This is a genomic window from Celeribacter ethanolicus (assembly GCF_001550095.1).
Classification (GTDB): Bacteria; Pseudomonadota; Alphaproteobacteria; order Rhodobacterales; family Rhodobacteraceae; genus Celeribacter; species Celeribacter ethanolicus.
Map to the genome: position 1 here is coordinate 116,645 of NZ_LRUC01000003.1, position 23,412 is coordinate 140,056.

Annotated in this window: 26 protein-coding genes; 10 read left to right on the forward strand and 16 right to left on the reverse strand. The window is 62.9% G+C overall.

Annotation, left to right across the window (positions count from 1 at the left end; all coding sequences use genetic code 11):
- Nucleotides 1–49 precede the first annotated feature (49 nt).
- From NH195_RS21630 to NH195_RS00735, 6 genes are all read right to left on the reverse strand, one after another.
- Nucleotides 50–1,021, reverse strand: a complete 972-nt coding sequence (locus NH195_RS21630; RefSeq protein ID WP_238379667.1) for a MerR family transcriptional regulator — start codon at nucleotides 1,019–1,021, stop codon at nucleotides 50–52.
- Between the two features lie 24 nt (nucleotides 1,022–1,045).
- The gene (gene ihfA, locus NH195_RS00715; protein ID WP_066701646.1) at nucleotides 1,046–1,345 is read right to left on the reverse strand and encodes an integration host factor subunit alpha; all 300 of its coding nucleotides are present in this window, start codon (nucleotides 1,343–1,345) and stop codon (nucleotides 1,046–1,048) included.
- A gap of 140 nt (nucleotides 1,346–1,485) precedes the next feature.
- Nucleotides 1,486–2,460 carry a beta-ketoacyl-ACP synthase III gene (locus tag NH195_RS00720; RefSeq protein WP_066701647.1) on the reverse strand — a complete coding sequence of 325 codons (975 nt, stop codon included), beginning with the start codon at nucleotides 2,458–2,460 and terminating at the stop codon, nucleotides 1,486–1,488.
- 19 nt (nucleotides 2,461–2,479) lie between these two features.
- On the reverse strand, nucleotides 2,480–3,535 hold the full coding sequence (gene plsX / locus NH195_RS00725; RefSeq protein ID WP_066701779.1) for a phosphate acyltransferase PlsX: 1,056 nt from the start codon (nucleotides 3,533–3,535) through the stop codon (nucleotides 2,480–2,482).
- 123 nt (nucleotides 3,536–3,658) lie between these two features.
- Nucleotides 3,659–3,865, reverse strand: coding sequence for a 50S ribosomal protein L32 (gene rpmF / locus NH195_RS00730; protein ID WP_066701648.1), 207 nt, complete (start codon nucleotides 3,863–3,865; stop codon nucleotides 3,659–3,661).
- Between the two features lie 321 nt (nucleotides 3,866–4,186).
- Nucleotides 4,187–4,750 carry a YceD family protein gene (locus NH195_RS00735; protein ID WP_066701649.1) on the reverse strand — a complete coding sequence of 188 codons (564 nt, stop codon included), beginning with the start codon at nucleotides 4,748–4,750 and terminating at the stop codon, nucleotides 4,187–4,189.
- Between the two features lie 86 nt (nucleotides 4,751–4,836).
- On the opposite strand from NH195_RS00735, the gene NH195_RS00740 reads away from it, so the two are divergent.
- Nucleotides 4,837–5,322, forward strand: a complete 486-nt coding sequence (locus tag NH195_RS00740) for an outer membrane protein assembly factor BamE (RefSeq protein WP_155846039.1) — start codon at nucleotides 4,837–4,839, stop codon at nucleotides 5,320–5,322.
- Between the two features lie 171 nt (nucleotides 5,323–5,493).
- Here NH195_RS00740 and msrB read toward each other — a convergent pair whose 3' ends face one another.
- Nucleotides 5,494–5,901 (reverse strand): peptide-methionine (R)-S-oxide reductase MsrB, encoded by a 408-nt coding sequence (msrB, locus tag NH195_RS00745; RefSeq protein ID WP_066701650.1) that lies wholly within the window; start codon nucleotides 5,899–5,901, stop codon nucleotides 5,494–5,496.
- Nucleotides 5,902–6,030: 129 nt separating this feature from the next.
- Between msrB and NH195_RS00750 the strand changes: the two genes are divergently transcribed.
- Together NH195_RS00750 and NH195_RS00755 are read left to right on the forward strand one after the other, a co-directional pair.
- Nucleotides 6,031–7,062, forward strand: a complete 1,032-nt coding sequence (locus NH195_RS00750) for a hypothetical protein (RefSeq protein WP_155846040.1) — start codon at nucleotides 6,031–6,033, stop codon at nucleotides 7,060–7,062.
- Nucleotides 7,063–7,191: 129 nt separating this feature from the next.
- Nucleotides 7,192–7,944 carry a GNAT family N-acetyltransferase gene (locus NH195_RS00755; RefSeq protein ID WP_066701657.1) on the forward strand — a complete coding sequence of 251 codons (753 nt, stop codon included), beginning with the start codon at nucleotides 7,192–7,194 and terminating at the stop codon, nucleotides 7,942–7,944.
- Here the strand turns inward: NH195_RS00755 and NH195_RS00760 are convergent, their stop codons facing one another.
- The gene (locus tag NH195_RS00760; RefSeq protein WP_066701659.1) at nucleotides 7,945–8,586 is read right to left on the reverse strand and encodes a LysE family translocator; all 642 of its coding nucleotides are present in this window, start codon (nucleotides 8,584–8,586) and stop codon (nucleotides 7,945–7,947) included. It lies immediately after the preceding gene.
- 109 nt (nucleotides 8,587–8,695) lie between these two features.
- Here NH195_RS00760 and NH195_RS00765 point away from each other — a divergent pair, with 109 nt between their 5' ends.
- The 7 genes from NH195_RS00765 to NH195_RS00795 all read left to right on the forward strand — a co-directional run bounded on the left by NH195_RS00765 (nucleotide 8,696) and on the right by NH195_RS00795 (nucleotide 15,859).
- The gene (locus NH195_RS00765; protein ID WP_066701661.1) at nucleotides 8,696–10,540 is read left to right on the forward strand and encodes an ABC-F family ATP-binding cassette domain-containing protein; all 1,845 of its coding nucleotides are present in this window, start codon (nucleotides 8,696–8,698) and stop codon (nucleotides 10,538–10,540) included.
- Between the two features lie 216 nt (nucleotides 10,541–10,756).
- Complete coding sequence (locus NH195_RS00770; RefSeq protein ID WP_066701663.1) at nucleotides 10,757–11,350, forward strand: outer membrane protein; 594 nt, start codon at nucleotides 10,757–10,759, stop codon at nucleotides 11,348–11,350.
- Between the two features lie 167 nt (nucleotides 11,351–11,517).
- Nucleotides 11,518–12,480: an agmatinase gene (gene speB, locus NH195_RS00775; protein WP_066701664.1), complete on the forward strand. Its 963-nt coding sequence runs from the start codon at nucleotides 11,518–11,520 to the stop codon at nucleotides 12,478–12,480.
- On the forward strand, nucleotides 12,477–12,899 hold the full coding sequence (locus NH195_RS00780) for a DUF1499 domain-containing protein (RefSeq protein ID WP_066701665.1): 423 nt from the start codon (nucleotides 12,477–12,479) through the stop codon (nucleotides 12,897–12,899). Before speB ends, NH195_RS00780 begins: the two co-directional genes overlap by 4 nt.
- A gap of 43 nt (nucleotides 12,900–12,942) precedes the next feature.
- On the forward strand, nucleotides 12,943–13,992 hold the full coding sequence (prfA, locus tag NH195_RS00785; RefSeq protein ID WP_066701666.1) for a peptide chain release factor 1: 1,050 nt from the start codon (nucleotides 12,943–12,945) through the stop codon (nucleotides 13,990–13,992).
- A complete protein-coding gene (gene prmC, locus NH195_RS00790; RefSeq protein ID WP_066701667.1) occupies nucleotides 13,989–14,855 on the forward strand; it encodes a peptide chain release factor N(5)-glutamine methyltransferase in 867 nt (288 codons plus the stop codon). Before prfA ends, prmC begins: the two co-directional genes overlap by 4 nt.
- A 362-nt stretch (nucleotides 14,856–15,217) precedes the next feature.
- Nucleotides 15,218–15,859 (forward strand): DUF4167 domain-containing protein, encoded by a 642-nt coding sequence (locus NH195_RS00795; RefSeq protein ID WP_066701668.1) that lies wholly within the window; start codon nucleotides 15,218–15,220, stop codon nucleotides 15,857–15,859.
- Between the two features lie 91 nt (nucleotides 15,860–15,950).
- Here NH195_RS00795 and NH195_RS00800 read toward each other — a convergent pair whose 3' ends face one another.
- The 8 genes from NH195_RS00800 to NH195_RS00835 form a co-directional block, all read right to left on the reverse strand.
- Nucleotides 15,951–16,493 carry a helix-turn-helix transcriptional regulator gene (locus NH195_RS00800; protein WP_238379668.1) on the reverse strand — a complete coding sequence of 181 codons (543 nt, stop codon included), beginning with the start codon at nucleotides 16,491–16,493 and terminating at the stop codon, nucleotides 15,951–15,953.
- Between the two features lie 4 nt (nucleotides 16,494–16,497).
- Complete coding sequence (locus NH195_RS00805; protein WP_066701675.1) at nucleotides 16,498–17,016, reverse strand: cytochrome b/b6 domain-containing protein; 519 nt, start codon at nucleotides 17,014–17,016, stop codon at nucleotides 16,498–16,500.
- 65 nt (nucleotides 17,017–17,081) lie between these two features.
- Nucleotides 17,082–17,342 carry a PepSY domain-containing protein gene (locus NH195_RS00810; protein ID WP_066701677.1) on the reverse strand — a complete coding sequence of 87 codons (261 nt, stop codon included), beginning with the start codon at nucleotides 17,340–17,342 and terminating at the stop codon, nucleotides 17,082–17,084.
- A 134-nt stretch (nucleotides 17,343–17,476) separates the two neighbouring features.
- Nucleotides 17,477–17,899 carry a VOC family protein gene (locus NH195_RS00815; protein ID WP_066701678.1) on the reverse strand — a complete coding sequence of 141 codons (423 nt, stop codon included), beginning with the start codon at nucleotides 17,897–17,899 and terminating at the stop codon, nucleotides 17,477–17,479.
- Nucleotides 17,900–17,902: 3 nt separating this feature from the next.
- Nucleotides 17,903–18,745 (reverse strand): 16S rRNA (adenine(1518)-N(6)/adenine(1519)-N(6))-dimethyltransferase RsmA, encoded by an 843-nt coding sequence (rsmA, locus tag NH195_RS00820; RefSeq protein ID WP_066701679.1) that lies wholly within the window; start codon nucleotides 18,743–18,745, stop codon nucleotides 17,903–17,905.
- Nucleotides 18,745–19,749, reverse strand: a complete 1,005-nt coding sequence (gene pdxA, locus NH195_RS00825; RefSeq protein ID WP_066701680.1) for a 4-hydroxythreonine-4-phosphate dehydrogenase PdxA — start codon at nucleotides 19,747–19,749, stop codon at nucleotides 18,745–18,747. The genes rsmA and pdxA overlap by 1 nt, the downstream gene beginning before the upstream one ends.
- Nucleotides 19,746–21,032, reverse strand: a complete 1,287-nt coding sequence (locus NH195_RS00830) for a peptidylprolyl isomerase (protein ID WP_238379669.1) — start codon at nucleotides 21,030–21,032, stop codon at nucleotides 19,746–19,748. The genes pdxA and NH195_RS00830 overlap by 4 nt, the downstream gene beginning before the upstream one ends.
- 210 nt (nucleotides 21,033–21,242) lie before the next feature.
- Complete coding sequence (locus NH195_RS00835; protein ID WP_066701683.1) at nucleotides 21,243–23,411, reverse strand: LPS-assembly protein LptD; 2,169 nt, start codon at nucleotides 23,409–23,411, stop codon at nucleotides 21,243–21,245.
- Nucleotide 23,412 lies beyond the last annotated feature (1 nt).

Sequence of the window (23,412 nt, forward strand, 5' to 3'; positions counted from 1 at the left end):
CCGTCGCAAATTCCTGTCGCAAATTCCTACCGCCGCCGCGCGCGCCGGGTCACCCGGCCATGCGCGCGCGCAAGGTCTCCGTGCGGCGCAGCAGGGCCGCGAGCTCGGTCTGTGGCACATGCTGCAAATGACGATGGTTCAACTGCCCGAGAATTGCGGTAAAGCCGTGATCTGGTTCCGCCGCGTCCGACGGATCCTCCGGCAGGTCGAGATCGTCGCCGAGCGGGCCGCGTGCAGAAGAAATCGCAGACAAAACCGATGGGGGCGGGGCGGCATGGCTGTCCTCGGGCGGTTGTGCCGCATCGGGTTCGGTGGCCTCCGTGCCGATGTCCGCGGTGAGAATCGCTTCTTCCTCCGCAGTCATCGCCGCCATGTCAAAGTCGATCTCAGGCAGTTCTTCGGCGCTGTCGTCCTCTGCCTCGATCAGGTCGGGCTCTTCGAACAGATCGGCCGTCGGGCCGAGAGCGAAATCGAAAGAGGTCTGACCGGGCAGCGGCACTGACTCTTTCGGCGCGTCAGGCTCTTCGGCGATTTGCAACCCGAAGACCGTCTCCTGTTCGGTCTCCGGTGCGGCGGCGATCGGTTGGGGCGGCGTCATCGGTTCCGGGCGGGCAAAGGGAATCACACGCTCTTCCGGCTCGGGGCTGTCAAAATCGTCCTGCGGCACCATTTCGGCCATGGGCGCGAAGGGCGCAGGGGGAATCGGACTGTGCTCCGGCGCGGGGGCGCTGATTGGCTCGATGCCCTCGATCACAGGCGAGAGAGAGGCGACATACTTCACCCCATGCTCGCGCAGGAGCTTCTGCACGCCGCGAATGGTCATGCCATCGTCATGCAAAAGCTTCTTGATTCCGCCCAAAAGCGCCATATCGGCCGGGCGGTAATAGCGCCGCCCGCCTGCGCGCTTTACCGGTTTGACCTGGGTGAACCGGCTTTCCCAGAACCGCAAGACATGTGCGGGCGTGTCCAGCCAATCGGCAACCTCGCTGATCGTGCGGAAGGCGTCCGGTGATTTATCCATTTTAGATCAAACCTTTAAGCGGATTTACGACTTGTTGCCCGCCGCCACGCGGTCCTTCATCAGATGCGAAGGACGGAAGGTCAGGACGCGGCGTGCCGGGATCGGGGCTTCGTCGCCGGTCTTCGGGTTGCGGCCAACGCGCTCGGATTTCGCGCGCACCGAGAAGGTGCCGAAGGACGAGATCTTGACGGTTTCGCCCTCCACCAGCGCGTCGGAAATATGCGCCAGAACGCTTTCGACGAGGGCGGCGGATTCATTGCGGCTCAGGCCGACCTCGCGAAACACGGCTTCGCTGAGATCCATACGGGTCAGTGTCTTGTTCATTTTTTCCCCCTGTGGAACGTTTGTCCCGGAGAGTGGCAGTTTGCCAAGCTTGCGTCAATATCAATGACTTGGCTGGGGCTGTTGAGGTGCCGGAACCTGCCGAAAAGGTCAGGCAAACCTGACCCGGCGTGACCTGCAGATCACCACCGGATGACCACCGCGCCCCAAGCCAGCCCGCCGCCGATCGCCTCGGCGACGCAGACATCGCCCTGTTTGATCTGGCCGCGCGCCTTGCCGACCGACATGGCCAGCGGGATGGAGGCGGCGGAGGTGTTGCCGTGATCCTGCACGGTGACGACGACCTGATCCATCGAATGGCCGAGCTTCTTCGCCGTACCCTCGATGATGCGGATATTGGCCTGATGCGGCACGATCCAGTCGATGTCGGCGTCGGTGAGCCCGGCCTTGCCGATGGCGGTCTCGGCGGTCTCCGCCAGTTTCTGGACGGCTTGGCGAAACAGCGCATTGCCCTGCATACGGAGTTTGCCCGAGGTGCCGGTGGTGGAGACGCCACCATCGACATAGAGCATATCCTTGTATTGGCCGTCGGAGTTCAGGTCGACCGCAAGAATGCCACGATCCTGAGGCGTGCCGGCACTTTCACGCGCCTCGAGCACCAGCGCCCCGGCACCGTCGCCGAACAGGACGCAGGTCGAACGGTCTTCCCAATCCATGATGCGCGAGAAGGTCTCGGCACCGATGACGAGCACGCGTTTGGCCTGACCCGAAACGATCTGGGCGTTGGCATTGGACAGCGCATAGATGAACCCGGCGCAGACGGCCTGCACGTCGAAGGCAAAGCCGCAGGACATGCCGAGCGCGTTTTGAACCATCGTGGCGACGGAGGGGAAAGTCAGGTCCGGCGTCGAAGTGGCGACGATCACCGCGTCGATGTCGGATGGCTCCATCCCCGCGTCCTTGAGCGCGGCGCGTGCGGCCTCGGTCCCCATCATGGAGGTGGTTTCGCCTTCGGCGGCAAAATGACGCCGCTCGATCCCGGAACGGGTGCGGATCCATTCATCGGATGTATCGAGGGTTTTTTCGAACTCTGCGTTCTCGACCACGCGGGAGGGGAGATAGTGCCCCACACCTGCGACGACTGCCCGGACTGTCATGGACAAGGCCTTATGTTATTTATGACGTTCCGTCATTTTGCGATGTGGCGACGGCGGATGCAACCCGTGCCGCCAAACGATCGGTAAAGCCCGATGCAGACAGCTCATAGGCCAGTTTGATCGCAGCGGAGACACCTGTGGCGTCGGCCGAGCCGTGGGATTTGACCACGGTGCCCTTGAGCCCGAGGAAGACCCCGCCGTTCACCCGGCGCGGATCGATTCGTTTTTGCAGGCGTTTCAGAGAGGTCAGCGCCAGAAGTGCTGCGATGCGCGACAGTGGCGTCGCCTTGAACGCTTCCTTGAGAAGATCGCCCACCAGTTTCGCGGTGCCTTCGCCGGTCTTGAGTGCGATGTTGCCGGTGAACCCGTCGGTGACGATCACGTCCACCCGGTCGCCGGGAATATCGCCGCCTTCGACGAATCCCTTGAAGGCATAACCGCCGATGTCGGAGGCGTTCTCGATCAGTTCGTTGGCCTCTTTCAACTCGGCGCGGCCCTTGTGTTCTTCGGTGCCGACATTGAGAAGTCCGACGCGCGGGGTCTCGAGGCCAAGCCCGTTGCGGGCATAGGAGGCGCCCATCATCGCGTATTGCAGCAGGTCGCGGGCATCGGCGCGAATGTCGGCACCGACGTCGAGCATGACATTGAAACCTTGCGGATTGCGCGAGGGCCAGAGGCAGGCGATGGCTGGGCGGTTGACCCCGTCGAGCTTGCGCAGGCGGATCATCGAGGTCGCCATCAGCGCACCGGTGTTGCCACAGGACACGCAGGCCTGGGCCTCGCCATCCTTCACCGCATCAATGGCGGACCGCATTGACGTGTCGGTGCGGCGCATCGCCTGAGAGGGCTTGTCATGCATGGTGACGACGCCCGGCACATCGCGAATCTCGACACGATCGCGCAACACTTTGCGCTTGCGGACGAGCTTTTCAAGCTCGGCCCCGTTGCCATGGACGATGAAGTCGAGAGCCGGATTCTTGGACGCGGAACGCGCAATACCGGCGACAACAGCCGCCGGTCCACGATCGCCACCCATGGCGTCGATCGAAAGCGTGATCTGAACCCCGTCGCGCATGCCGAGCCGTCCCGTGTTGTCCGTTTCCTTATGCCCGGACCCCTGTCCCGTGATCGGGGCAGAGGTGCCGGAAGAAGTCTCGGACGGGCTCATGCTCATCAGAACGCCAGTGGGGCTTCGGACTTACGCCGCGTCTTCGTCGAGGTCGATCTCGTCGGCCTGCGCGATGACTTCGCGGTCATCGTAGTGGCCGCAAGCGCCACAGACGTGGTGCGGGCGTTTCAGCTCGCCACAGTTCGGGCACTCGGCCGGGTTGCCGGCGACCAGAGCATCGTGTGCGCGGCGCATGTTCCGCTTGGAGCGGGTAACTCTATTCTGAGGGACAGCCATGTCTCAACCTCGGTAGCAACGGGCAGGGGGCCTTACGATCCCGTGCCTCTGGTGGGCGGGGCTTGTGGCCCCTGATACAAGTCCGGACCTCATGCCCGGTGAAAACTTTGGCGCTTCATAGGCCTTCGCGGGCAGAGTGTAAACCATGGTTTGCACCATAATTTTCGTCTGCGCTCTTGTCTGGCCCGAGAAAGATCGGTGCCTGAAACCTGTCAAAGACATGCATGGAAGCGAGGCCGGGAACATACTCGCTTTGTGATTCCATGCAAGTGTTTTGTTTGCGATGTATAAAAGCGGCTTTCAGGCCGCCATTTCCGTCGCTTATTCGCCGTCTTTGCCGATCTTGTCGCGCAGTGCCTTGAGGGCGGCAAAGGGTTTGGTGTCCTCGTCGCTCATCGCCGCTTTGCCCGGTTCGGTGAACTGGGTGACGCCCAGTTCCGCCCCGTCGGCGCGCGGATAATCGGGCGCGGCGAGCGCCAGCGCCTCTTCGGCGACGGTGGACAGCAGGAGCGTGGCGGGCAGAGGCTCGACCGTGTCGTCCTCCGGCATCTCAAGCTCCTGCTCGGGATGAAATTCCTCATGCAGATCGGCAATATAGGTGCGGTTGACCGGCACATCGAGCCGGGTCGTGACCGGAACCAGGGTGGCAACACAGGGCTGCACCACGGTGGCCCCCAATTCGCCTTCAAGCCGCCAGTCACGTTTGCCGACGGGGATCATCTTGCCCTCGAACTTGACCTTGCGGACCGAACTGAGGCCCAGGGTGGTCGCCATTTCCTCCAGATCTTCGCTGGAAGGTACGAGGCGAAAGGCATGAGCATGCGCATCGGAAAGATCACGCAGGTGCAGCGGGCTGCCCCAGCTGTTCAAGCCGTCGTGTCCCATGGTGGAAGTCTCCTTGATCGTCGGGCGCTGTTTCTATAAGCCGGATACCGATACGAAGCGCAAGCGCACAAGGCAAGAGGGGGCTTATGTCCAACCGTATTTTCCCGCAGGGGGCTGTTAAAGGGGCCGCAATCGTGGCGAAAGCCGTTCTGGGGCTGGCTCTGGTCCTGTCGCTGAGCGCCTGTGTCGCGCAGTTCCGCAACCATGGCTATGTGCCCACTTCCGGCCAACTGGCGGAGGTGCAGGTCGGGGCCGACACCAAGGACACGGTGGCCGAAAAGATCGGCGCGCCGGGGGTCGAGGGGATTCGCGACAATTCCGGCTGGTATTACGTCCGCTCGCAATTCCGCCACTATGGTGCGTTCGAGCCGAAAGAGGTGGATCGTCAAGTGGTTGCGATCTCGTTTGACGGTCGCGGCGTGGTCAGCAATGTCGAGCGTTTCGGGTTGGAACAGGGCCGGGTCGTGGTGCTGGAGCGCCGCGTGACCGACGACAATATCAAGGGCATCACCTTCCTCGATCAGCTCTTCGGCAACCTCGGCAACGTCTCGGCGGAACAGCTTTTGCAGTGAGCCGCGACCGGGATAAGAGACGAAAAAGCCGCCTTCGGGGCGGCTTTTCTTTTGAGTATTTCGGCCATCGGAAAACCTGAAAGCGGCGAAAACCGGCTGTCGGATTTGCGTCGGACTTTTGTCGGACTTCCGTCGGGCAGGAAATCGGGCGTCGGGCAGAAACGCGGGGGGTTACGCCACCGCGCCGTCATCCGGCAGAAACCGGATCGACACGCCGTTGATGCAATAGCGCAGGCCGGTCGTCTCGCGCGGCCCGTCCGGAAAGACATGGCCGAGATGCGCGCCGCATTCGTCGCAATGCACCTCGGTACGGATCATGCCGAAAGAGGTGTCGCGGGTCTCGGCGACGGGGGCGTCTGCTTTGGTCTGATCAAAGGACGGCCAGCCGCAATGAGATTCGAATTTGTTCTCCTGCCGAAACAGCTCCGCGCCGCAGCAGGCACAGGTGAAGGTGCCGGGGGCTTTCGGGAAGCCGGGGTGGGAAAAGGCGCGCTCCGTGCCGTGCTGACGGGTGACGCGGTAGGTCTCCGGATCAAGCTCCTCGCGCCATTCGGCATCTGATTTTTCGATTTTAGGCATGTTGGGCTCCTGTTGTGGCTTGGGAGGAAGATAAGGGGAGGCTGTCTGGTGGCAAGGGGGGCATCGCACCGATTGGCGCAACAGATCCTGTGATGGACTTTAAGCTGGAACTTTATCATCATTGAGGGAATGTCGAAGTTTCATGTTAAAAGGGTTAGGCGGTTGAGACGAGATTTAGCGATTGGCTTGTTATGTTTAGGGGGGCTTTGGGCCACGGAAACGGTGGCCGGTTGTCCGCAAGGGCAGGAAGCCTTCACCTCTTGTCAGATTGAAGGCCGTGGCACCGAGGTCTTTGTGTGTTTCGACAATCAGGTCGCGACTTACAGCTACGGGCCTGTTGGCGGCCCAGCCGATCTGATCCTGTCAGTTTCCATTGAACAGGTTGATTTTGAGCCATGGTCGGGGCTTGGGACCGCGATCAGTGAATCTATCACCTTTTACAACCGCGACTACGGCTACACGATTGGTGGCGGTTTTGAGCGTCCGTTTTCTGAGGAAGATATGCAACGGCCACCAAGGCGCTTTGGATGGGTTGAGGTGACCGAGAGCGGCGAGCGGGCCGCTTGGCTTGAATGCATTCCTGACACGGTAAGCTATGGATTCGGTGGCGGAATTTACGATGCCAAAATGGCGGCCGGGCTGGTTTGGGACTGGGACTCTGAGACCTGGGTTTCGGACCGCATTCTGTCTGAGACGACGCCGGTTCTGAGGGAACACCACGAATTTGGCGTCGTTTCCGATTGTCTGCCCGCCGCAGAATTTCGTTTGAATGGCGTCAAGATGGGCGATCCGTTGGACGCGCTCGGGACAGCAGAGGCAACCGACGATGTCTCCTTCAGCGATGAGCCAATTGATCGGATGGCGCTTGCTGGCGCTTATATTGATTTTTTTCAGGATGCGGTTGTCACGATGACGGCCACGTCGCCGGGCTGGCACATGCCCTCCGGTCTGAGCGTCGGTCTGACCCGTGGGGATGTGATCCGCATCCTCGGGCGGGTGCCAAGCGGATATACGGCCAGAGCGCAGGGTTACACCATCCCGGTCTGTTCCGAAAATAACACTGCCAACCCTGACGTAAGCTTCGGTCAATGGTTTGCTCTGATTGACTTCGGAGAGGATAAGCGCGTGGACAGAATGACTTTGGTGACCTCAACAGAATAGGGCATCCTGCGCGACCGCATGCAAGCGCGCATCCCCAACGTCAAAAAACCGTCATCTCTTGCAGGCAGAAAGAGGCGACCCCATAGTCTTATGGTAAGATGGTGGTGAAAGCGGAAGGAAGCCTTCGCGATGTTCAACCTGCTCAAGGGCCGTTACACGGTGCGTTTTGCCGAAACCCGCGCGGATATCGAGGCGGCGCAGCGGTTGCGCTATCTGGCCTTCGTGGCCGGGACCGGGGCGGCGGAGCGTTTGGACGGGCTTGAAGCGGACAATTTCGACGGGCTGTGTCGGCATGTTCTGATCGAGGAGCGCAAGAGCGGGCGGTTGGTCTGCACCTATCGGTTTCTCGACCTGAATGGCGGGGCGGAGATCACGCGGAGCTATTCGGCGCAGTTCTACGGGCTTGAGGGGCTGGCGGAGTACGAGGGCCGGATGTTGGAGATGGGGCGGTTCTGCATTCATCCCGAGTGTCACGACCCGGATATTCTGCGTATCGCCTGGGGCGCGATGACGCGCTATGTCGACGAACAGGATGTCGAGCTGTTGTTCGGCTGTTCGTCGTTTCACGGGGCGGACTGGGCGCTGCATGCCGATGCGCTGGCGATGCTGAAACACCGCCATCTCGGGCCGAAACGATTCCTGCCGAAGGTGAAGGCGCCGAACGTCTTCAAATATGCCGCGCGTCTGCGGCGCAAGCCGGATGCGAAACGCGCGGCCAAGGCGATGCCGCCGCTGTTGAAAACCTATCTGATGATGGGCGGCTGGGTGTCGGATCACGCGGTGGTGGACCCGGACCTGAACACGATCCATGTCTTCACGGGCGTCGAAATCAAATCCATTCCGCCGGCCCGGAAGAAGTTGCTGCGCTCTGTCGCCGGCTGATCAGCGTTTTTCCAACGCGAGGCGCAGGCCGAGGGCGATGAGAATCGCGCCCAGAGAGCGCTCCATCCATTTGCCGAGGGTCTGAGAGCGGCGCAGCGCTGCGCCGAGGCGGTCGCCCATGAGGATGAGCGGCGGCTCGATCAGAGCGGCGGTGAGGATGACCAGCGTGCCGTGGAGGAACAGTTGCGCGGGCAGGGGACCAGCGCCCTCGACCACGAATTGCGGCAGGAAGGCGAGGAAGAAGAGCGCGACTTTCGGGTTCAGGATGTCGGTGAACACGCCTTGCCGGAAGATTGCCCAGGGGGAGCGACGCGGACCTGTCATATCCTTGTCTTTCAGAAAAGCGCTGCCGTCGGAGCGCAGTGCCCCGATGCCGAGCCAGACGAGATAGGCGACGCCGACCCATTTCACGATGGAAAAGGCGGTGGCGGAGGTCATCAGGATGGCCGACAGCCCGGCGGCAGCCATCACCACATGGACCATCGCGCCGATCCAGATGCCGAACATGGCGGCGAAACCCGCGCGTTTGCCGCCGCGGAGGGTCTGGCCGAGGATGAAGGCGAAATCCGGCCCCGGCGCGAGGTTCAGAAGAAGTGCAGCGGAGAGGAAGGTGGTCCAGTGGAGCAGCGAATAATCGAACATGGGGCAGGGTATAAAGCCATGGCACGGGGTGTCCAACGTCGCTTTGTGACAGGGGCCATCACATGACATGATCATTGACCTTTGTGCGGCGCCCGGGTAGCGGTGCGACATGGCACGCGCACCGGTTTTACAACTCTCCGACATTTCGCTCACCTTTGGTGGAAACCCTGTTTTTGACGGGCTGTCTCTTGTTGTTCAGGAGGGCGACAGGGTCGCTCTTGTGGGCCGGAACGGCTCGGGCAAGTCGACGCTCATGAAGGTCATGGCGGGGCTTGTGGAGGCGGACCGGGGCAGCCGCGTTTGGGGGCCGGGGATCACGGTGGGCTATATGGAGCAGGAGCCGGATCTGTCGGGGTTCGAGACGCTGGGCGATTTCGCGGCCTCGCAGCTCGATGCGGCCGAAAGCTATAAGGTCGATATGGTGGCCGAGGGGCTCAAGTTCGATCCGGCCACGCCGGTCGCGACCGCCTCGGGCGGCGAGCGGCGGAGGGCGGCTTTGGCGAAACTTCTGGCCGAAGCGCCGGGGTTGATGTTGCTCGATGAGCCGACGAACCATTTGGACATCGAAGCGATTGCATGGCTCGAAGAGGAACTGCGGCTGACCAAGACCGCCTTTGTGCTGATCTCCCACGACCGGGCGTTTCTCAATCACCTGACACGCGCGACGCTTTGGATCGACCGGGGCGAGGTGCGGCGCCAGGAGCAGGGCTTTGAGGCCTTCGAGGAATGGCGCGACAAGATCTGGGACGAAGAGGACCAGCAGCGGCATAAATTGAACCGCAAGATCAAGGCGGAGGCGCGGTGGGCGGTCGAAGGCATTTCGGCGCGGCGCAAACGCAACATGGGCCGGGTGCGGGCGCTTCAGGATTTGCGGTCGGAACGCGCCAGCCAGATCAAACGCCAGGGCACGGCGGCGATGGAGCTTGAGGTTGCCGAGAAATCAGGCAAGCGGGTGGTCGAGGCCGATCACATTTCCAAGAGCTTCGGTGATCGCGTGATCATCCGTGATTTCTCCATCAAGGTGGGCCGGGGAGATCGGATCGCTTTCGTGGGGCCGAACGGGGCGGGGAAAACCACACTTCTGAAAATGCTGACGGGCGAGATGGAACCGGATTCGGGGACGATCAAACTTGGGACCAAACTCGAAATGGCGGTGTTCGATCAGACCCGCTCGAACATTCGCGAAGACCTGACGCTATGGGAGGCGATGACCTCTGACAAGGAGATTTCTGTCTCCGGCAAGGCCGATCAGGTCATGGTGCGCGGCACGCCGAAACATGTGGTCGGCTATCTGAAGGATTTCCTGTTCTCCGAAGCACAGGCGCGTGCGCCGGTGGCGTCGCTGTCGGGCGGCGAGAAAGCGCGGCTTTTGCTGTCGAAAATCATGGCGAAACCCTCGAACGTCTTGGTGCTCGACGAACCGACCAACGATCTCGACATCGAAACTCTTGATTTGCTTCAGGAACTCCTGACCGATTTCGAGGGCACGGTGCTTCTGGTCTCGCACGACCGGGATTTCATCGACCGGGTGGCGACTCAGACCGTGGCGGTTCCGGGCGACGGGACAGCGACGCTCTATGCGGGCGGCTGGACGGATTATCTGGCGCAGCGCGGCGACAATGGATTCGCCAATGAGAAGCCGCATGTGAAAGCGGCGGCCAAGGCGGAGAAACCCGCTGAAAAGGCCTCTGAGAAGGCGGCCGCTAAACCTGCGCCTGCGAAATCCAAACTGTCCTTCACGGAAAAGCACCGGCTTGAGGCGCTTCCGGGGGAAATCGAGCGGCTGGAGGCCGAGATTGCCAAAATCGGCGATCTTCTGGCCGATCCGGAGCTGTTCACCCGCGAACCTGTGAAGTTCAGGAAGGCGACCGAAATGCTGTCGCAGCGGCAAGAGGCGCTGATGGCCGCCGAAGAAGAATGGCTAACGCTCGAAGAGAAGAATTCCGACGCCTGAGCGCGCGGATTTCTTGTGGATTATTTCGCCTCGGCCAGTTCTTGCCGGCGCGGAACCCTGTCTCGGCAGCTTTTCACCGATTTAGGGTACTTCACGGTTTCCTCACGCGGGCGTGACCGTTACCCCTCTGTATTTCTGGAACGATTTCTCTATCTCTCTCGTTGAGATGTCGATCAAGGCATCACCTCTGAACGAGGCAGTACAAGGAGAATGAACATGAAACGTATCGCAACCCCGGCGCTCGCTCTGGCCGCTTTTGCCCTGACCGCTCCGGCCTTTGCCGGCGGCTATTCCGAACCGGTCGTCGAACAGCCGGTGATCACCCCCGCCCCCGTCATGCCGGTTGCCGGCACCGACTGGACCGGCGGTTACGTCGGTGCGACCATTGGCTACGGCTGGGGCGACAACGCGCTCGATGGCGCCGATGACATGACCTACGGCGTCTACGGCGGTTATGACTCTGACTTCGGCAACTTCGTGCTCGGTGGCGAACTCGAATACAACGCCACGGAGATGGAAGAGGGCGACAACAGCCTCGACAACCTGACCCGTCTGAAACTGCGTGCCGGTTACGACATGGGCCCGGCTCTGGTCTACGGTGTGGTCGGTGCCGCCTATGGTGAAGCCGATATCAACGGCGCCTCCTACAATGACACCGGCTATGTCTACGGTCTCGGCGTGGACTATGCCGTCTCCGACAACATGACCGTGGGTGCCGAACTGCTGCAAAACGAATTCGACGAATTCGACAACAGCGGTGAAGACCTCTCCGCCACCACTCTCGGCGCGCGCGTGAGCTTCCGCTTCTGATCGACGGATCGGAAATAGACCCCCCCGATGGTCCATTTCGACCATCTCTGGCCCCCCGTCTTTCGAGTCGGGGGGCTTTGACGTTTCTATGACCCGCGGGTCAACATCCGATGGACACGGTGCCCGGGGGCGCTAAAGTGAGGGTGAGACTGAACGGGAGGGGCTGAATGGCGCTCGAAGACGCGAAAACCCAGATTGATCTGGCCTTTACCGGCTCCGGGCGGGGGCTGGCCTATGAGAATGCCTTTGGCGGTGCGCTGTCGGCCTTTCGCCGGCGCTATACCAAGGATCTTGCAGGTGTCGATCTGGCCATCACCGGCGTGCCGTTCGATCAGGCGGTGACCAACCGTCCCGGCACCCGCCTCGGGCCGCGGGCGATCCGCGAAGCCTCCGCGCTTCAACCGTTCGATGCACCTTATGGCTGGGGCTATTCGCCTTTGGATGAGTTCAATGTGGTGGATTGCGGAGATCTGGCCTTCGATTACGCCATGGTGTCGGAGTTCCCGGAGCGCTTGACGGATCACATCCGGGGGATTCTGGCGGCGGGCGCGGGGAGCCTTGTTCTGGGCGGGGATCATTACATCAGCTACCCGATCCTCAAGGCGCATGCGGAGAAATTCGGGCCCATCAGCCTTATTCATTTCGATGCGCATTCCGACACATGGCAGGACGACGATCTGAGCCGGATCGACCATGGCACGATGTTCTACAAGGCGGTGAAAACCGGCCTCATCGACCCGAAAACCTCGGTCCAGATCGGCATTCGCACCGACAACCCGGACACTTTGGGCGTCAATATCATCGACGCACGGACGGTGCATGAACGGGGGGCGGCCTGGGTTGCGGGCGAGGTGAAAAAGATCGTCGGCGACCGGAACTGTTATCTGACCTTCGACATCGACTGTCTCGATCCGGCCTTCGCGCCCGGCACCGGTACGCCCGTGTGGGGTGGGCTTGCGAGTTGGCAGGCGGCGGCGATCCTGCGCGATCTGGCGGGGGTGAACCTCACTGGCGGTGATGTGGTCGAGGTCTCGCCGCCCTATGACACGACGGGCGCGACGGCGGTCGCGGGGGCCCATGTGGCGATGGAGATCATCGCGCTCTATGGCTGGACGCGACGGACGGGATGAAGATGCTGTTCTGGGGGATCGTTCTTGTCTTTGTCGGGCTTCAGGCGTTCATTCGTCTGGCGCCGACAGATCCCCTGCGCTGGCATGTCGATCCCTTTGCCGCCGCCGACCCTGCGCCGGGCGGCGTGAAACGGCTGGTCAACGTGCCTTTGACGCCGGAAGAGGCGCTGACCCGGCTGGCGGCGATTGCCGAGACCGAGATGCGCACGCGCCGCGTCGCCGGGTCGGTCGAGGAGGGGCGTCTGACCTACCGGACCCGCACGGCGTTCTGGGGCTTTCCCGATTTCACCACGATTTCCGCACGGAGTTCCGAGGGCGGCTCCGAGGTGGTGGTGCTGGCACGGCTACGCTTCGGCAAATCCGATTTCGGGGTCAACGGGCGGCGGGCGGAGGCGTGGATCAAGGCGGCCGGGTTTTAGCGCGGCTTGACCCGGACCGTGTTTCATCGCAACAGATCGCCTCATGATACCTCAAGACCGCCTCCAGCAGATTCTCCAGCGTTTCGAATTCCTTGAAGCCTCGATGGCGCAGGGCACGGGTGATATTGTCGCCTTGGGCCGCGAATATGCCGGGCTCAGGCCGGTGGTGGAGCAGATCCGCGCTTATCAACGCCTTGCTGGCGATATTGCCGAGGCGGAGGCGATGCTTGCGGACCCGGAGATGCGGGCGCTGGCGGAGGAGGAATTGCCGGGGCTGAAAGCGCGGCTCCCGGAGGCGGAGGCGGCGCTTCAGATCGCGCTTTTGCCCAAGGACGCGGCGGATACCGGCTCTGCCATTCTGGAAATCCGCCCCGGCACGGGGGGCGACGAGGCCTCGCTTTTTGCCGGCGATTTGCTTCGTATGTACCAGCGCTATGCCGAGGCGAAGGGCTGGCGGTTCGACATCATCGAGCTGGCAGAGACCGAGTTGGGCGGCATCAAGGAGGTGATCGCCAATGTCGAGGGCGAGGGTGTTTTCGCGCGCATGAAGTTCGAGAGCGGCGTGCACCGGGTGCAGCGCGTGCCGGAAACGGAATCGGGCGGTCGCATCCATACCTCGGCGGCCACCGTGGCGGTGCTGCCGGAGGCGCAGGAGGTGGATATAGAGATCAACCCGAACGACATTCGCATCGACACGATGCGGTCTTCGGGCGCGGGCGGGCAGCACGTCAACACCACGGATTCGGCGGTCAGGATCACCCACATCCCCAGCGGAATCGTCGTGACCTCGTCGGAGAAATCCCAGCACCGCAACCGTGAGATCGCGATGACCGTGCTGCGCGCGCGGCTTTATGACGCGGAGCGGCAGAAGCTCCATGCCGAACGCTCGGCGGACCGCAAATCGCAGGTCGGCTCGGGGGATCGCTCCGAACGCATCCGCACCTATAATTTTCCGCAGGGCCGGATGACGGATCACCGCATCAACCTGACGCTTTATAAGCTGGATCAGGTGATGAGCGGCGATCTCGATGAGGTGATCGACGCGCTGATTGCGGATCATCAGGCGGCACTTCTGGCGGAGATGGCGGGATGACGGTTCAGTCCACGGTGCAGACGGCGCTGATCAAAGGCACCAAACGTCTGGCCGAAGCCGGGATCGAGGGCGGGGCGCGCGATGCCCGGCTTTTGATGGCGCATGTGCTGGGGTTCGCGCCCTCGCGGCTCACACTTGTGATGCCGGATGCGATTTCGGAGGCGGACGAGGCGGCGTTCGACGCGGCGATCGCGCGGCGGGTGAACCGCGAACCTGTGTCGCATATTCTCGGGCATCGGGAATTCTACGGGCGGTCTTTCAAGGTCAGCTCCGATGTGCTCGACCCGCGTCCCGAGACCGAGATCCTGATCGCCGAAGCCCTCGCGCGGCCGTTCAATTCTGTGCTCGATTTGGGTACAGGATCGGGCGCTATCCTTCTGACATTGCTTGCGGAACAGATTTTGGCTAAGGGGCTTGGAACCGATCTTTCGGAGCCTGCTTTGAAGGTCGCGCGCGAGAATGCCGATGCGCTTGGCCTGACCGGGCGGGCGCGGTTTCAACAAGCCAACTGGTGGGACGGCATCGACGGTGAGTTCGAACTGATCGTGTCGAACCCGCCCTATATTGCGCTCTCCGAAATGCCGTCGCTTGCGCCCGAACTGGCGCATGAGCCGCGCATGGCGCTGACCGATGAGGCGGACGGGCTTACGGCGTATCGGGCAATTGCCAGGGGCGCGCGGGCGCATCTGGCGCCGCGCGGGCGGCTGATCGTCGAGATCGGTCCGACCCAGGGCGCGGCCGTGTCGGAGCTGTTTCTGGCCCAAGGGCTCAAGGGCGTACGGGTGATTGCCGATCTCGACGGGCGCGACCGTGTGGTGCGCGCTCAGGCGCCGAACCCGCATCCGCGCAACCGGGGCAAGTGAAACATGGTTCTGTCATGTCGCAGGTATGTTGCCGACAGATGTCGCCAGCATATGCGAATTGGTAACTGTTTTGTGCCAAACTGGTGCCGATGCTCCCGCAGCCTGCGGTCTTCGTGGCGAAATGCCGCATAAAGGTACCGGGTTTATGTAAAAATCGCTTGTCATACCCGACTCGACAGGGTTACAGAGGGATGCGCCGGACGGGAGATTGCTCCCCGACGCTCTTACCCTGCACAGCTTTGATGTTGAGGGCTCTCGAGAGAACGAGAGCGCATTGGGACAGACAAGCCAGCTTCAAAAGCCGGTCCGAGAATCCGGCACACAGGCTCGATTAACGAGATATAGGCTCGAAAGAACACCGTATGAGATCCTCGAAAAACCGTTCGCGGTCCAAGAACAACCGCAACCGTTCCGTTGGCAATATCGTCAACCGTGTCTTCGACAGCTCCGGCCCCGAGGGCAAGGTGCGCGGCACGCCGCAACAGATCATCGAGAAATACAACCAGCTTGCCCGCGACGCGCAGCTCGCCAACGACCGGGTGGCGGCCGAGAACTTCCAGCAGCACGCGGAACATTACCTGCGGATGCTGGGCGAGGCGCAAAAAGAGCTGGACGCGCAACGCGAACAGCAGGAGCGCGAACAGCAGGAACGCCGTGACCGTCAGGAAGCCGAGCGTGCCGAACGCCAGCGCCGTCGTGACGAGCAGCAGGCCGAACAACAGTCCCAGCAGGTGGCGGGGGCGGGCGATCAGCCCGATCTGGTCTTTGTCGAGGCCGATGTGAACGAGGCGGGCGGCGACAGCGCCGATACCGGGCTTGTCGAAACGCCTGAGGATCAGCCGAAACCGAAAAAGCCGCGCGCACCGCGCAAACCGCGCAAGAGCAAGGCGGAACGCGAGGCGGAGGCCGCCGCTGCCGCGGCGGAGGCTCAGGAGCCGCAAAGCGCCACGGAAAACGCACCGGAGAGCGCGCCGAACGACGACACCACAGAGGCTGCCGAATAAACGCGCCTGATTGGCGGAACGCTTGAGATGGCTGAATGCGAAAAACCCCGCCACTGAGCGGGGTTTTTTCATGGTCGTCGAGCTGGTGCGGTCAGGGGGCCGAAGGGGCTGTCGCGTCGCTCTGCGGGTGCGGGTCGATCAGCGAGTCGATCAGGGCGGACATCATCTCGGCGCGGTTGCGGGTGCCCGATTTGCGATAGATCGCGTTGAGATGTGCCTTGATCGTGCCCTCCTTGTTGCCGCGCAACCCGGCAATCTCGGTGATGGAAAAGCCTTTGACGAGAAAGCTCGCGACATCGCGCTCCGACGGCGACAGGCCCCAGAGATCGAAATGGCTCTCGATCACCTCGAACACGGCGCGGGAGGCGTCCTTGAGGCTGCGTTCGAGCCGGGCCTTGCGCTGCATCAGCTCGATGATCATGCGCAGTTCGAAGAAGATGGCGATCACCAGCGTGCCGGAGGCCAGGGTCTCGATGATCAGATGCAGGGTCGGTTTGCCGCCAGCCTGTCCGAGGTCGGTGGCGACGTCGGACAGGAAGAACAGGGCGCAGAAACTCTGCACCCCGATGAGGGCGACGATGAGGGCGGGGGATGTGCTCAGGCTGCGAGGGCGCATCGGCATTCCGGGGGGCATTGAGTCATGGCACCTCCTTATAGCCTGTCACCATGGCGCGGGGAAGGTTCACGCGCGTGCGGCGGCTCTCGAAGAGCACGGCGGCAATATGCAGGACAACGGAGAACTCGGCCCAGTCGACGGCGATCTGGTGCAGCTCATCGGGCCATTCGACGCCCCAGAACATGTCGGTGGTCATCAGCCAGCCGGAGAGCGCGATGACGGACAGCGTCACGATCAGGTTGTAGATCATCAGCGCGCCCAGCGGCGTATGGCCGAGGTGTGTCTTGACGCGCCCGGCGACCATGTCGGAGGCCTGTTCGAGCGCCCCATGCGCGGAGGGCGGAAAGGAAGAGAACCGGGCATAGCGCGGTCCGATCAGCCCCCAGAGCACGCGAAAGATCAGCAGGGCGATGATCGTGTAACCGAACCACAGATGCGCGTCGCTTTCGTGATCGACGATCAGCGCATTGGCGGTGAAACTGAGGACGAGGGTCCAGTGGAACAGGCGCAGGAGCGGGTCCCAGACCTTGTGTCGGGTCATGTGGCTGTCCTTTGAAGAGGGGGCGAAAAGGCGCCGGGGTCGGGAGCCCCGGCGCGGGGACGGCATCAGTCTTCTTCGGTCTTGACGACGTTGAGGTCGCCATCGAGGAAGATCTCGTATTTCATGCCGTCTTTCTTGGCATAGGCTTCATAAAGACCGTCCTCGATCTTGATCTTGCCGACCTCATAGCCCTGGGCGGTGAGGGTTTCGGTGATCTTGGTTTTCATCTCGTCGGTGAGTGCCACGGAATCCGAGGCGAAGGCCGCACCCGAGAGCGTGGTGGCGAGTGTGGCGGAGAGCAGAGCGGCGGAGATCAGGGATTTCATCGGCAGGTCCTTATGTCAGAGCGGGCGGGGTTGCCCGTGGCGTGACATAAGGCGATGCCGGGGAGGTTTGGCCATTGGACCGGAGTTGGAGGTGGCTCGGTCTCCGGTCGGTGCATGGGCGATTCAACCGGGGTTTAGGTGTTTATTCCGAAGCTTTCGGTCAGCTCGGCGCGATGCACGAGGTGGACCTTGTTGCCGAACGGGTCGCGCAGGTAGGCGCCGTAATAATCGGGCGCATAATGTGGGCGCAGGCCGGGCGCGCCCTCATCGGTGCCACCATGGGCAAGCCCTGCGGCGTGGGCTTTGTCCACCGCCCTGCGCGACGGGGCGACAAAGGCCAGCATGGTGCCGTTCCCGGCGCTGGCGGGGGCCTTGTCGAAGGGGCGATAGACGTAAAACCGTGGGAAGGGGGCCTCCGGGCGCACCCAGCAACGGGCCTCGGGGCCGCCGTCGGGCTCGACCTCACGTCGATGCAGGCCAATCTCGCCCAGAACCGCGTCGTAGAAGGACGCGGCCAGATCGAGATCGTCGGCGCCGAGAGTGACATGGGAGAACATGGGTCAGCCTTTCACCATTTCGCGGGCGAGCGCGCACCAGCCCTCGATCGGCACCTGTTCGGCGCGATCCGTGGGCTTGATCCCGGCGGCGGTCAGGCGGTCTTCGATGTCGGGCGTGAGGCCCTTCAGCGAGGCGCGGAGCATCTTGCGGCGTTGGTTGAAACCTGCGGCGACGATGCGTTCCAACACTTTCGGGTCGGCTTCGAACCGCGGCGCGGGCAGGGCGTCGAGATGCACCACGGCGGAATGGATTTTCGGCGGCGGGCTAAACGCCTCCGGCGGCAGTTCCATGACGATGCGCGGCGTGGTGCGCCATTGCGACAGGATCGCGAGACGACCGTATTTCTTCGATCCCGGCTCGGCGACGATGCGCTCGGCCACTTCGCGTTGAAACATCAGCGTCAGCGAGGCCCAATAGGGTGGCCAGGACGGCGGGGTCAACCAGCGCACCAGCAATTCCGTGCCGACATTATAGGGCAGGTTGGCGACGATGCGCACCGGGGCGGTCAGGCGTTCGAGCGGGTCGATTTCAAGCGCATCGGCGTTGATCACCTCAAGCCGTCCGGGATAGGCGGCGGAAATTTCTGCCAAAGGCGCCATGGCACGGCTGTCTTTCTCGACGGCGAGAACCTTGCGCGCGCCCTCGGCCAGAAGACCACGGGTCAGACCGCCGGGGCCGGGGCCGACCTCGAGTACGTCGCATTGCGTCAGATCGCCCGCCTGACGGGCGATTTTCGAGGTCAGGTTGAGATCGAGCAGAAAGTTCTGCCCCAGCGATTTCTTCGCTACAAGCTCGTGGGTCGCGATCACGTCGCGAAGCGGCGGAAGCCCGTCGACCGTGGCCATCAGAGTGCCTTTCGGGCGGTGATCGCCATGTCCTGCGCCATCTTGAGCGCGGCAGTCAGGCTCGATGGATCGGCCACGCCCTTGCCCGCGATGTCGAAGGCGGTGCCGTGATCCGGCGAGGTGCGGATGAAGGGCAGGCCAAGCGTCACGTTGACGCCGCCGGAGAAGTCGATGGTCTTGATCGGGATCAGCGCCTGATCGTGATAGGCGCAAAGCGCCACGTCATAGCCTGCCCGCGCCCGGCCATGGAACATGGTGTCGGGCGGCATCGGGCCTTTGAGATCGAAACCCTGCGTCTTGAGCCGGTCGATGAGCGGAATCATCCAGTCGATTTCTTCCGTGCCCATGGCGCCGCCTTCGCCCGCATGCGGGTTCAGACCCGCAATGGCGATGCGCGGATGGGCATAGCCCCAGTAACGCTCCATATCGGCAGCGGTGATGCGGATGGTGTCTTCGAGAAGCTCCGGCGTGAAGGCCTCCGGCACGTCCTTGAGCGCGATGTGGATGGTCACGGGGACGACGCGCAACTCGGTGCAGGCCAGCATCATCACCACGCGCTCGACACCGCCCAGATGGGCGAGGAATTCGGTGTGGCCGGGGAAGGCATAGCCCGCGCCGTCTTTCAGCACTTTCTTGTGGATCGGTGCGGTGCAAAGCGCAGAGGCCTCGCCGGTCTGCACGAGCGCCGTGGCGCGGCGGATCACGTCGATCACCCCTTGCGCATTGTCGAGATCGGGCGTGCCGGGACGGACTTCGGCGGCGAAGTCGTGGCGCAGAACCGGGAGCGCGCCGGGCGCAATGCGCAGCGCGTCAGCCGGGCTTGCGATTTCCTCGAACAGCGCATCGGATGGCAAATGGCGCGGATCACCGATCCAGAAGAACGGCACCGCACCGGCCAGAAGTTTGGCGGCCTTGACCGCAAGTTCCGGGCCAACCCCGGCCGGTTCCCCGCAGCTCAGCGCAATGGGGGCGAGATCGGAGGGGCGCAGATCGCTCTGGCTCATGGGATCACGATCGTCGCGTCGGCGCGCATCTCGGCGAGGAAACTGTCGGCCAGCGCGCCGATGCGTTGCGATTGCAACTGGGCCCGAACCGACTCGCGATCGGCATTGGCCAGCGCCTCATAGGTGCGCCCGCACATCATCAGGAAGACAAGCGTCTGGCCATCGGCGCGGGTCAGTGCGGTGGAGACCTCACCCGGATCGAGTTTCGCGAGTTCGAAAGCCACATCGTTGGGGATCTGGCTCACCGGCAGGGTGTCGATTTGCAGCACGCTTTCCGGCTCGCCCTTGGCGATGCCATAGAGATCGTCGCAGGTGTCGACACTGGCCTTCACCTCGGCAGCACGTTTCAGCGCGGCTTCGGAGCGTCCGCCCGCGATGTAATAGGCGGCATATTTGATGGCGTCGGCATTGGGCGTCGGCGTGGCGATCTCGGCGACCGAACGCAACTGGAACAGGCCGATGGCGTTGCCGGTGGACAAGGGGGCGCTGATCTCGCCGGGCTTGAGGCCCATGACGGCGGCGCGCAGCGGCGGCGGCAGATCGCCGATCGCGGCCCAGTCCATCCGCCCGGCTTTCTCGCGCGACGGAGCGACGGAGTATTTCTCGGCAGCGGCGGCAAAGGCGGCAATCGAGGGGTTGGCCGCGATCTGTTTCGCCAGCGCGTCGGATTTCGCGGCCTCTTCGGGCGTGCGGGCTGGCAGGAAAAGCTCGGACAGAGCCACGCGCAGGCCGCCGGAGGGGCCGTTCGATTGCAGCGCCTTGTCGATCTCCGCTTCGGAGATCTGCGCTTTCGAGGAGAACCGGGCGCGGGCGTATTCACGCCAGATGATGCCCGAGGACACGAAATCGCGCACGGTCTGGGCCGAGACGCCGTTTTTCGCCATCAGCGAGAGGAACTGTTCGGGTTGCAGCTTGCCGCGTGCGGCAAACTCGGCGATCGCGGTGGCGACCTGTTCATCGGTCAGCTTGAAATCCACGCGCTCGGCGACCTGTTGCTTCAGGCGCTCCTCGATCAGCGCGTCGAGCACGTCCTTGCGGCTTTTCGGACCGCCCAGAACGGAGAGCATCTGCATGCGTTGTTCAAGCTCGTAGCCGGTCACCACCTTGTCGTTGACATAGGCGACGGGAGCGAAAAGGTTCTGGGCCACAGCCTGGCCGGGGGCGATCCCCGGCAGAGCCATCGCCAGGGCGAGAAGCCCGCCGCGGATCGTGCCGCGCGGCATGGGGTTGCGCAGAGAGGTTTTCACCGCGTCCAGAAGATCGGCCCCGAATTTGCGTGTCATGCTCACTCCCATGCTCACTTCCATACCCACTTGTGGCCCCGGTTTCGGGGCTTTCGTCCAGATGTCGGTTTCTTTTAAGAGGTTTCGCGGTCTGGGCCAAGCGGATTGCTCGTCTCTGTGCCGTGCTCGGCGGGGAATATCCCGATTGTGAACGCAGGACGGGGGCGCGACGGGAGCTTGGCAGGGGCATGACAGGGTTTGGGGCCCGGCTCAGAAGGCGCAGGAGCCAGTCTTTTGCGTCCCCGACCCGAAGGCGCCGAACCCTACGGAAAACGCCACGCGGGTAGTCGGATCGAGGGAATCGGTGTCCCAGTAGCGCCGCGATAGTTCGAGCTTGAGCCGGGTGCATTCGTTCTGGAATTGCAGGCCAAGCCCGGCGCGGGTGGCTTCGTCCTCGTTGAAATCGTAGAGATATTGCGCCGTGGCGCTCCAGTTCTGCGCCAGTTTCACCGAGCCGTCGAAGCCGAATTCGTTGAGATCTGTGTCGCGCTCTTCAGCGGCATCGGCGATGACATAGGCATAGCTCGATCCGATGGAATAGCGCGGACGGCTGAGATCGAGCCGGGTTTCCCATTTGGTGATCTCGGCATCCTCGGTGATGAGCGCGCGAGTGTTGGCGGCAAAGCCGTTCTGAAAGCGCAGCCCGGCGCCCAGAAGCCAGTCGGAGCTTTGCCCGGAGAGGCCGGAGGCGACGGAATAGGCGTCGTGATCTTCGAGGCTGAGGACCCGCCCGAGCGAGAGGCCATAGTCCATGGTCTCGCCGTAATGCGAAAACCGCAGCCCGGCGGCGGCGGTCAGGCCGGTGTCGCGCCGGTCCGCGCCGGGAAAGCGCGCGAGGGTCAGCAGATTGCCCTCGTCAAACTCGACGAAACGCGAATCCGTGTTGGGCACATCGCCGCCGGTGCTGTCGGACCAGCCAAGCTGCAACAGAGGTTCGAGAAGTTCGGACGCGCCGGAGACGGTGCTGCGGGTGAGCGGCCAGCTCAGGCGGGTTTCGGCACTGCCGGTGAGGCGGGTGACGTGGTTTTCGTAGGCGGAATATTGCTGTTGCAGGTAGCCGTCGACATAGAGGCCGGCGGCGTTTTCGAGTTTCAGGCCGGGACCGAAGACGGTCGAGCCGCTCCAGCGCCCTTCGGCCCCAAGACGCAGCACGTCATAGCCGTCGATGTCGTCTTCGGAATCGCGGTACGAGGTCGAGGCGGTGATCCCGAAGCTCAGTTGACCCGGCAGACGGGCCGGATCGTAGAGATGTTCGTAGCTGAACTCGCCCAGAAGGAAGGGCAGCGTGTCCTCGATCGCCACATCGGAATCGCGCAGGCTGCGGGAATAGACGAATTGCCCGTCGATGGCCTCGTCTTCGCGGTAGCGGCTCAGCGTGACTTTCGAGGGCAGGTAATCTTCGTCGTAATAGCCGTAATCGAGCAGATAGGCGATGTCGGAGGTGGCGCGCAGATCGAAGCCGAGCTTCATGCCGTTGTCGAGCCGCCAGTTGCCCTCGGCAAAGAGATAGGCCCGCAGCCCGTCGCGGGTGTCGTCGGAACTCACCGCGCCGTTCAGTTCGAGATCGCCATGCACGAAGGCCTGACGATAGCGCAGGTTGAGCGTCGTGGTGTGGCTTGCCAGATAGGGTGCGACGGTGAGGTCGCGGTGATCGCCCAAGGTGATGAAATAGGGAATCTCGATGCCGGTTCCGAGGGTAGAATCGGTGCGGATTTCCGGGATCAGGAAACCGTTGGCGCGGGTCACGGTCGGGTCGGGTACCCGCAGGTGCGGCAGCCAGAACACCGGAATATCGACGATGCGCAGATGCGCGTCGGTGAAATAGAGCTGATGGGTCTCGTTGTCGTGGATCACTTCGCTGGCGCGAATTTCCCAGAGCGGCACCGGGCGCACGGCGCAGACCTCGCAGGTCGAGGCGACGGTTTTCTCGAGCCTCGTATAGCGGCCTTCGACCACGTCGAGCCGGGCGGCGGCCAGTTGCATCTGGCGGTCGATCACCATGCGCGCCGACAGCAGAAGGCCGTTTTTCAACTCGGTGTCGATCTCGGCTGCGGAGGCGAGAATCTCGGTCGCGCCATCGGCTTTGGTGAGACGGATCGGACCTTCGATCGAGAGCGCGCCGGTCTTCTGATCGAAGGTGATGCGCGTGGCGGTGAGCCGCGTGTCGCCGCGCAACACTTCGACCGCGCCGGAGGCGATCAACAGCGTGCCGTCGAAGCTGACGCTGTCGGCCATCAGCGCGGTGGAGGGCTCGGATGCTGTCTGGGTCATCGCGGGCAGGGCGGCCATGGACAGGGCAGCGCTCAGGGCGAGGGCCGTGAGCGGGGCGCGCAGTGTCTGCGCACGACGGGAAAGGGGGGCCTTCGGTGCGGCGGTCATG

Coding starts and splice junctions, on each gene's coding strand:
- NH195_RS00805 (WP_066701675.1), bottom strand. CDS start 17,016: ATGACCCGACACAAGGTCTGGGACCCGCTCCTGCGCCTGTTCCACTGG.
- NH195_RS00780 (WP_066701665.1), top strand. CDS start 12,477: ATGAAGATGCTGTTCTGGGGGATCGTTCTTGTCTTTGTCGGGCTTCAG.
- msrB (WP_066701650.1), bottom strand. CDS start 5,901: ATGCCTAAAATCGAAAAATCAGATGCCGAATGGCGCGAGGAGCTTGAT.
- prfA (WP_066701666.1), top strand. CDS start 12,943: ATGATACCTCAAGACCGCCTCCAGCAGATTCTCCAGCGTTTCGAATTC.
- NH195_RS00755 (WP_066701657.1), top strand. CDS start 7,192: ATGTTCAACCTGCTCAAGGGCCGTTACACGGTGCGTTTTGCCGAAACC.
- plsX (WP_066701779.1), bottom strand. CDS start 3,535: ATGCGCGACGGGGTTCAGATCACGCTTTCGATCGACGCCATGGGTGGC.
- NH195_RS21630 (WP_238379667.1), bottom strand. CDS start 1,021: ATGGATAAATCACCGGACGCCTTCCGCACGATCAGCGAGGTTGCCGAT.
- prmC (WP_066701667.1), top strand. CDS start 13,989: ATGACGGTTCAGTCCACGGTGCAGACGGCGCTGATCAAAGGCACCAAA.
- NH195_RS00800 (WP_238379668.1), bottom strand. CDS start 16,493: ATGCCCCCCGGAATGCCGATGCGCCCTCGCAGCCTGAGCACATCCCCC.
- NH195_RS00810 (WP_066701677.1), bottom strand. CDS start 17,342: ATGAAATCCCTGATCTCCGCCGCTCTGCTCTCCGCCACACTCGCCACC.
- NH195_RS00740 (WP_155846039.1), top strand. CDS start 4,837: ATGTCCAACCGTATTTTCCCGCAGGGGGCTGTTAAAGGGGCCGCAATC.
- NH195_RS00720 (WP_066701647.1), bottom strand. CDS start 2,460: ATGACAGTCCGGGCAGTCGTCGCAGGTGTGGGGCACTATCTCCCCTCC.
- rpmF (WP_066701648.1), bottom strand. CDS start 3,865: ATGGCTGTCCCTCAGAATAGAGTTACCCGCTCCAAGCGGAACATGCGC.
- NH195_RS00760 (WP_066701659.1), bottom strand. CDS start 8,586: ATGTTCGATTATTCGCTGCTCCACTGGACCACCTTCCTCTCCGCTGCA.
- NH195_RS00765 (WP_066701661.1), top strand. CDS start 8,696: ATGGCACGCGCACCGGTTTTACAACTCTCCGACATTTCGCTCACCTTT.
- speB (WP_066701664.1), top strand. CDS start 11,518: ATGGCGCTCGAAGACGCGAAAACCCAGATTGATCTGGCCTTTACCGGC.
- NH195_RS00735 (WP_066701649.1), bottom strand. CDS start 4,750: ATGGGACACGACGGCTTGAACAGCTGGGGCAGCCCGCTGCACCTGCGT.
- NH195_RS00835 (WP_066701683.1), bottom strand. CDS start 23,411: ATGACCGCCGCACCGAAGGCCCCCCTTTCCCGTCGTGCGCAGACACTG.
- pdxA (WP_066701680.1), bottom strand. CDS start 19,749: ATGAGCCAGAGCGATCTGCGCCCCTCCGATCTCGCCCCCATTGCGCTG.
- NH195_RS00815 (WP_066701678.1), bottom strand. CDS start 17,899: ATGTTCTCCCATGTCACTCTCGGCGCCGACGATCTCGATCTGGCCGCG.
- ihfA (WP_066701646.1), bottom strand. CDS start 1,345: ATGAACAAGACACTGACCCGTATGGATCTCAGCGAAGCCGTGTTTCGC.
- NH195_RS00750 (WP_155846040.1), top strand. CDS start 6,031: ATGTCGAAGTTTCATGTTAAAAGGGTTAGGCGGTTGAGACGAGATTTA.
- NH195_RS00795 (WP_066701668.1), top strand. CDS start 15,218: ATGAGATCCTCGAAAAACCGTTCGCGGTCCAAGAACAACCGCAACCGT.
- NH195_RS00770 (WP_066701663.1), top strand. CDS start 10,757: ATGAAACGTATCGCAACCCCGGCGCTCGCTCTGGCCGCTTTTGCCCTG.
- NH195_RS00830 (WP_238379669.1), bottom strand. CDS start 21,032: ATGACACGCAAATTCGGGGCCGATCTTCTGGACGCGGTGAAAACCTCT.
- rsmA (WP_066701679.1), bottom strand. CDS start 18,745: ATGGCCACGGTCGACGGGCTTCCGCCGCTTCGCGACGTGATCGCGACC.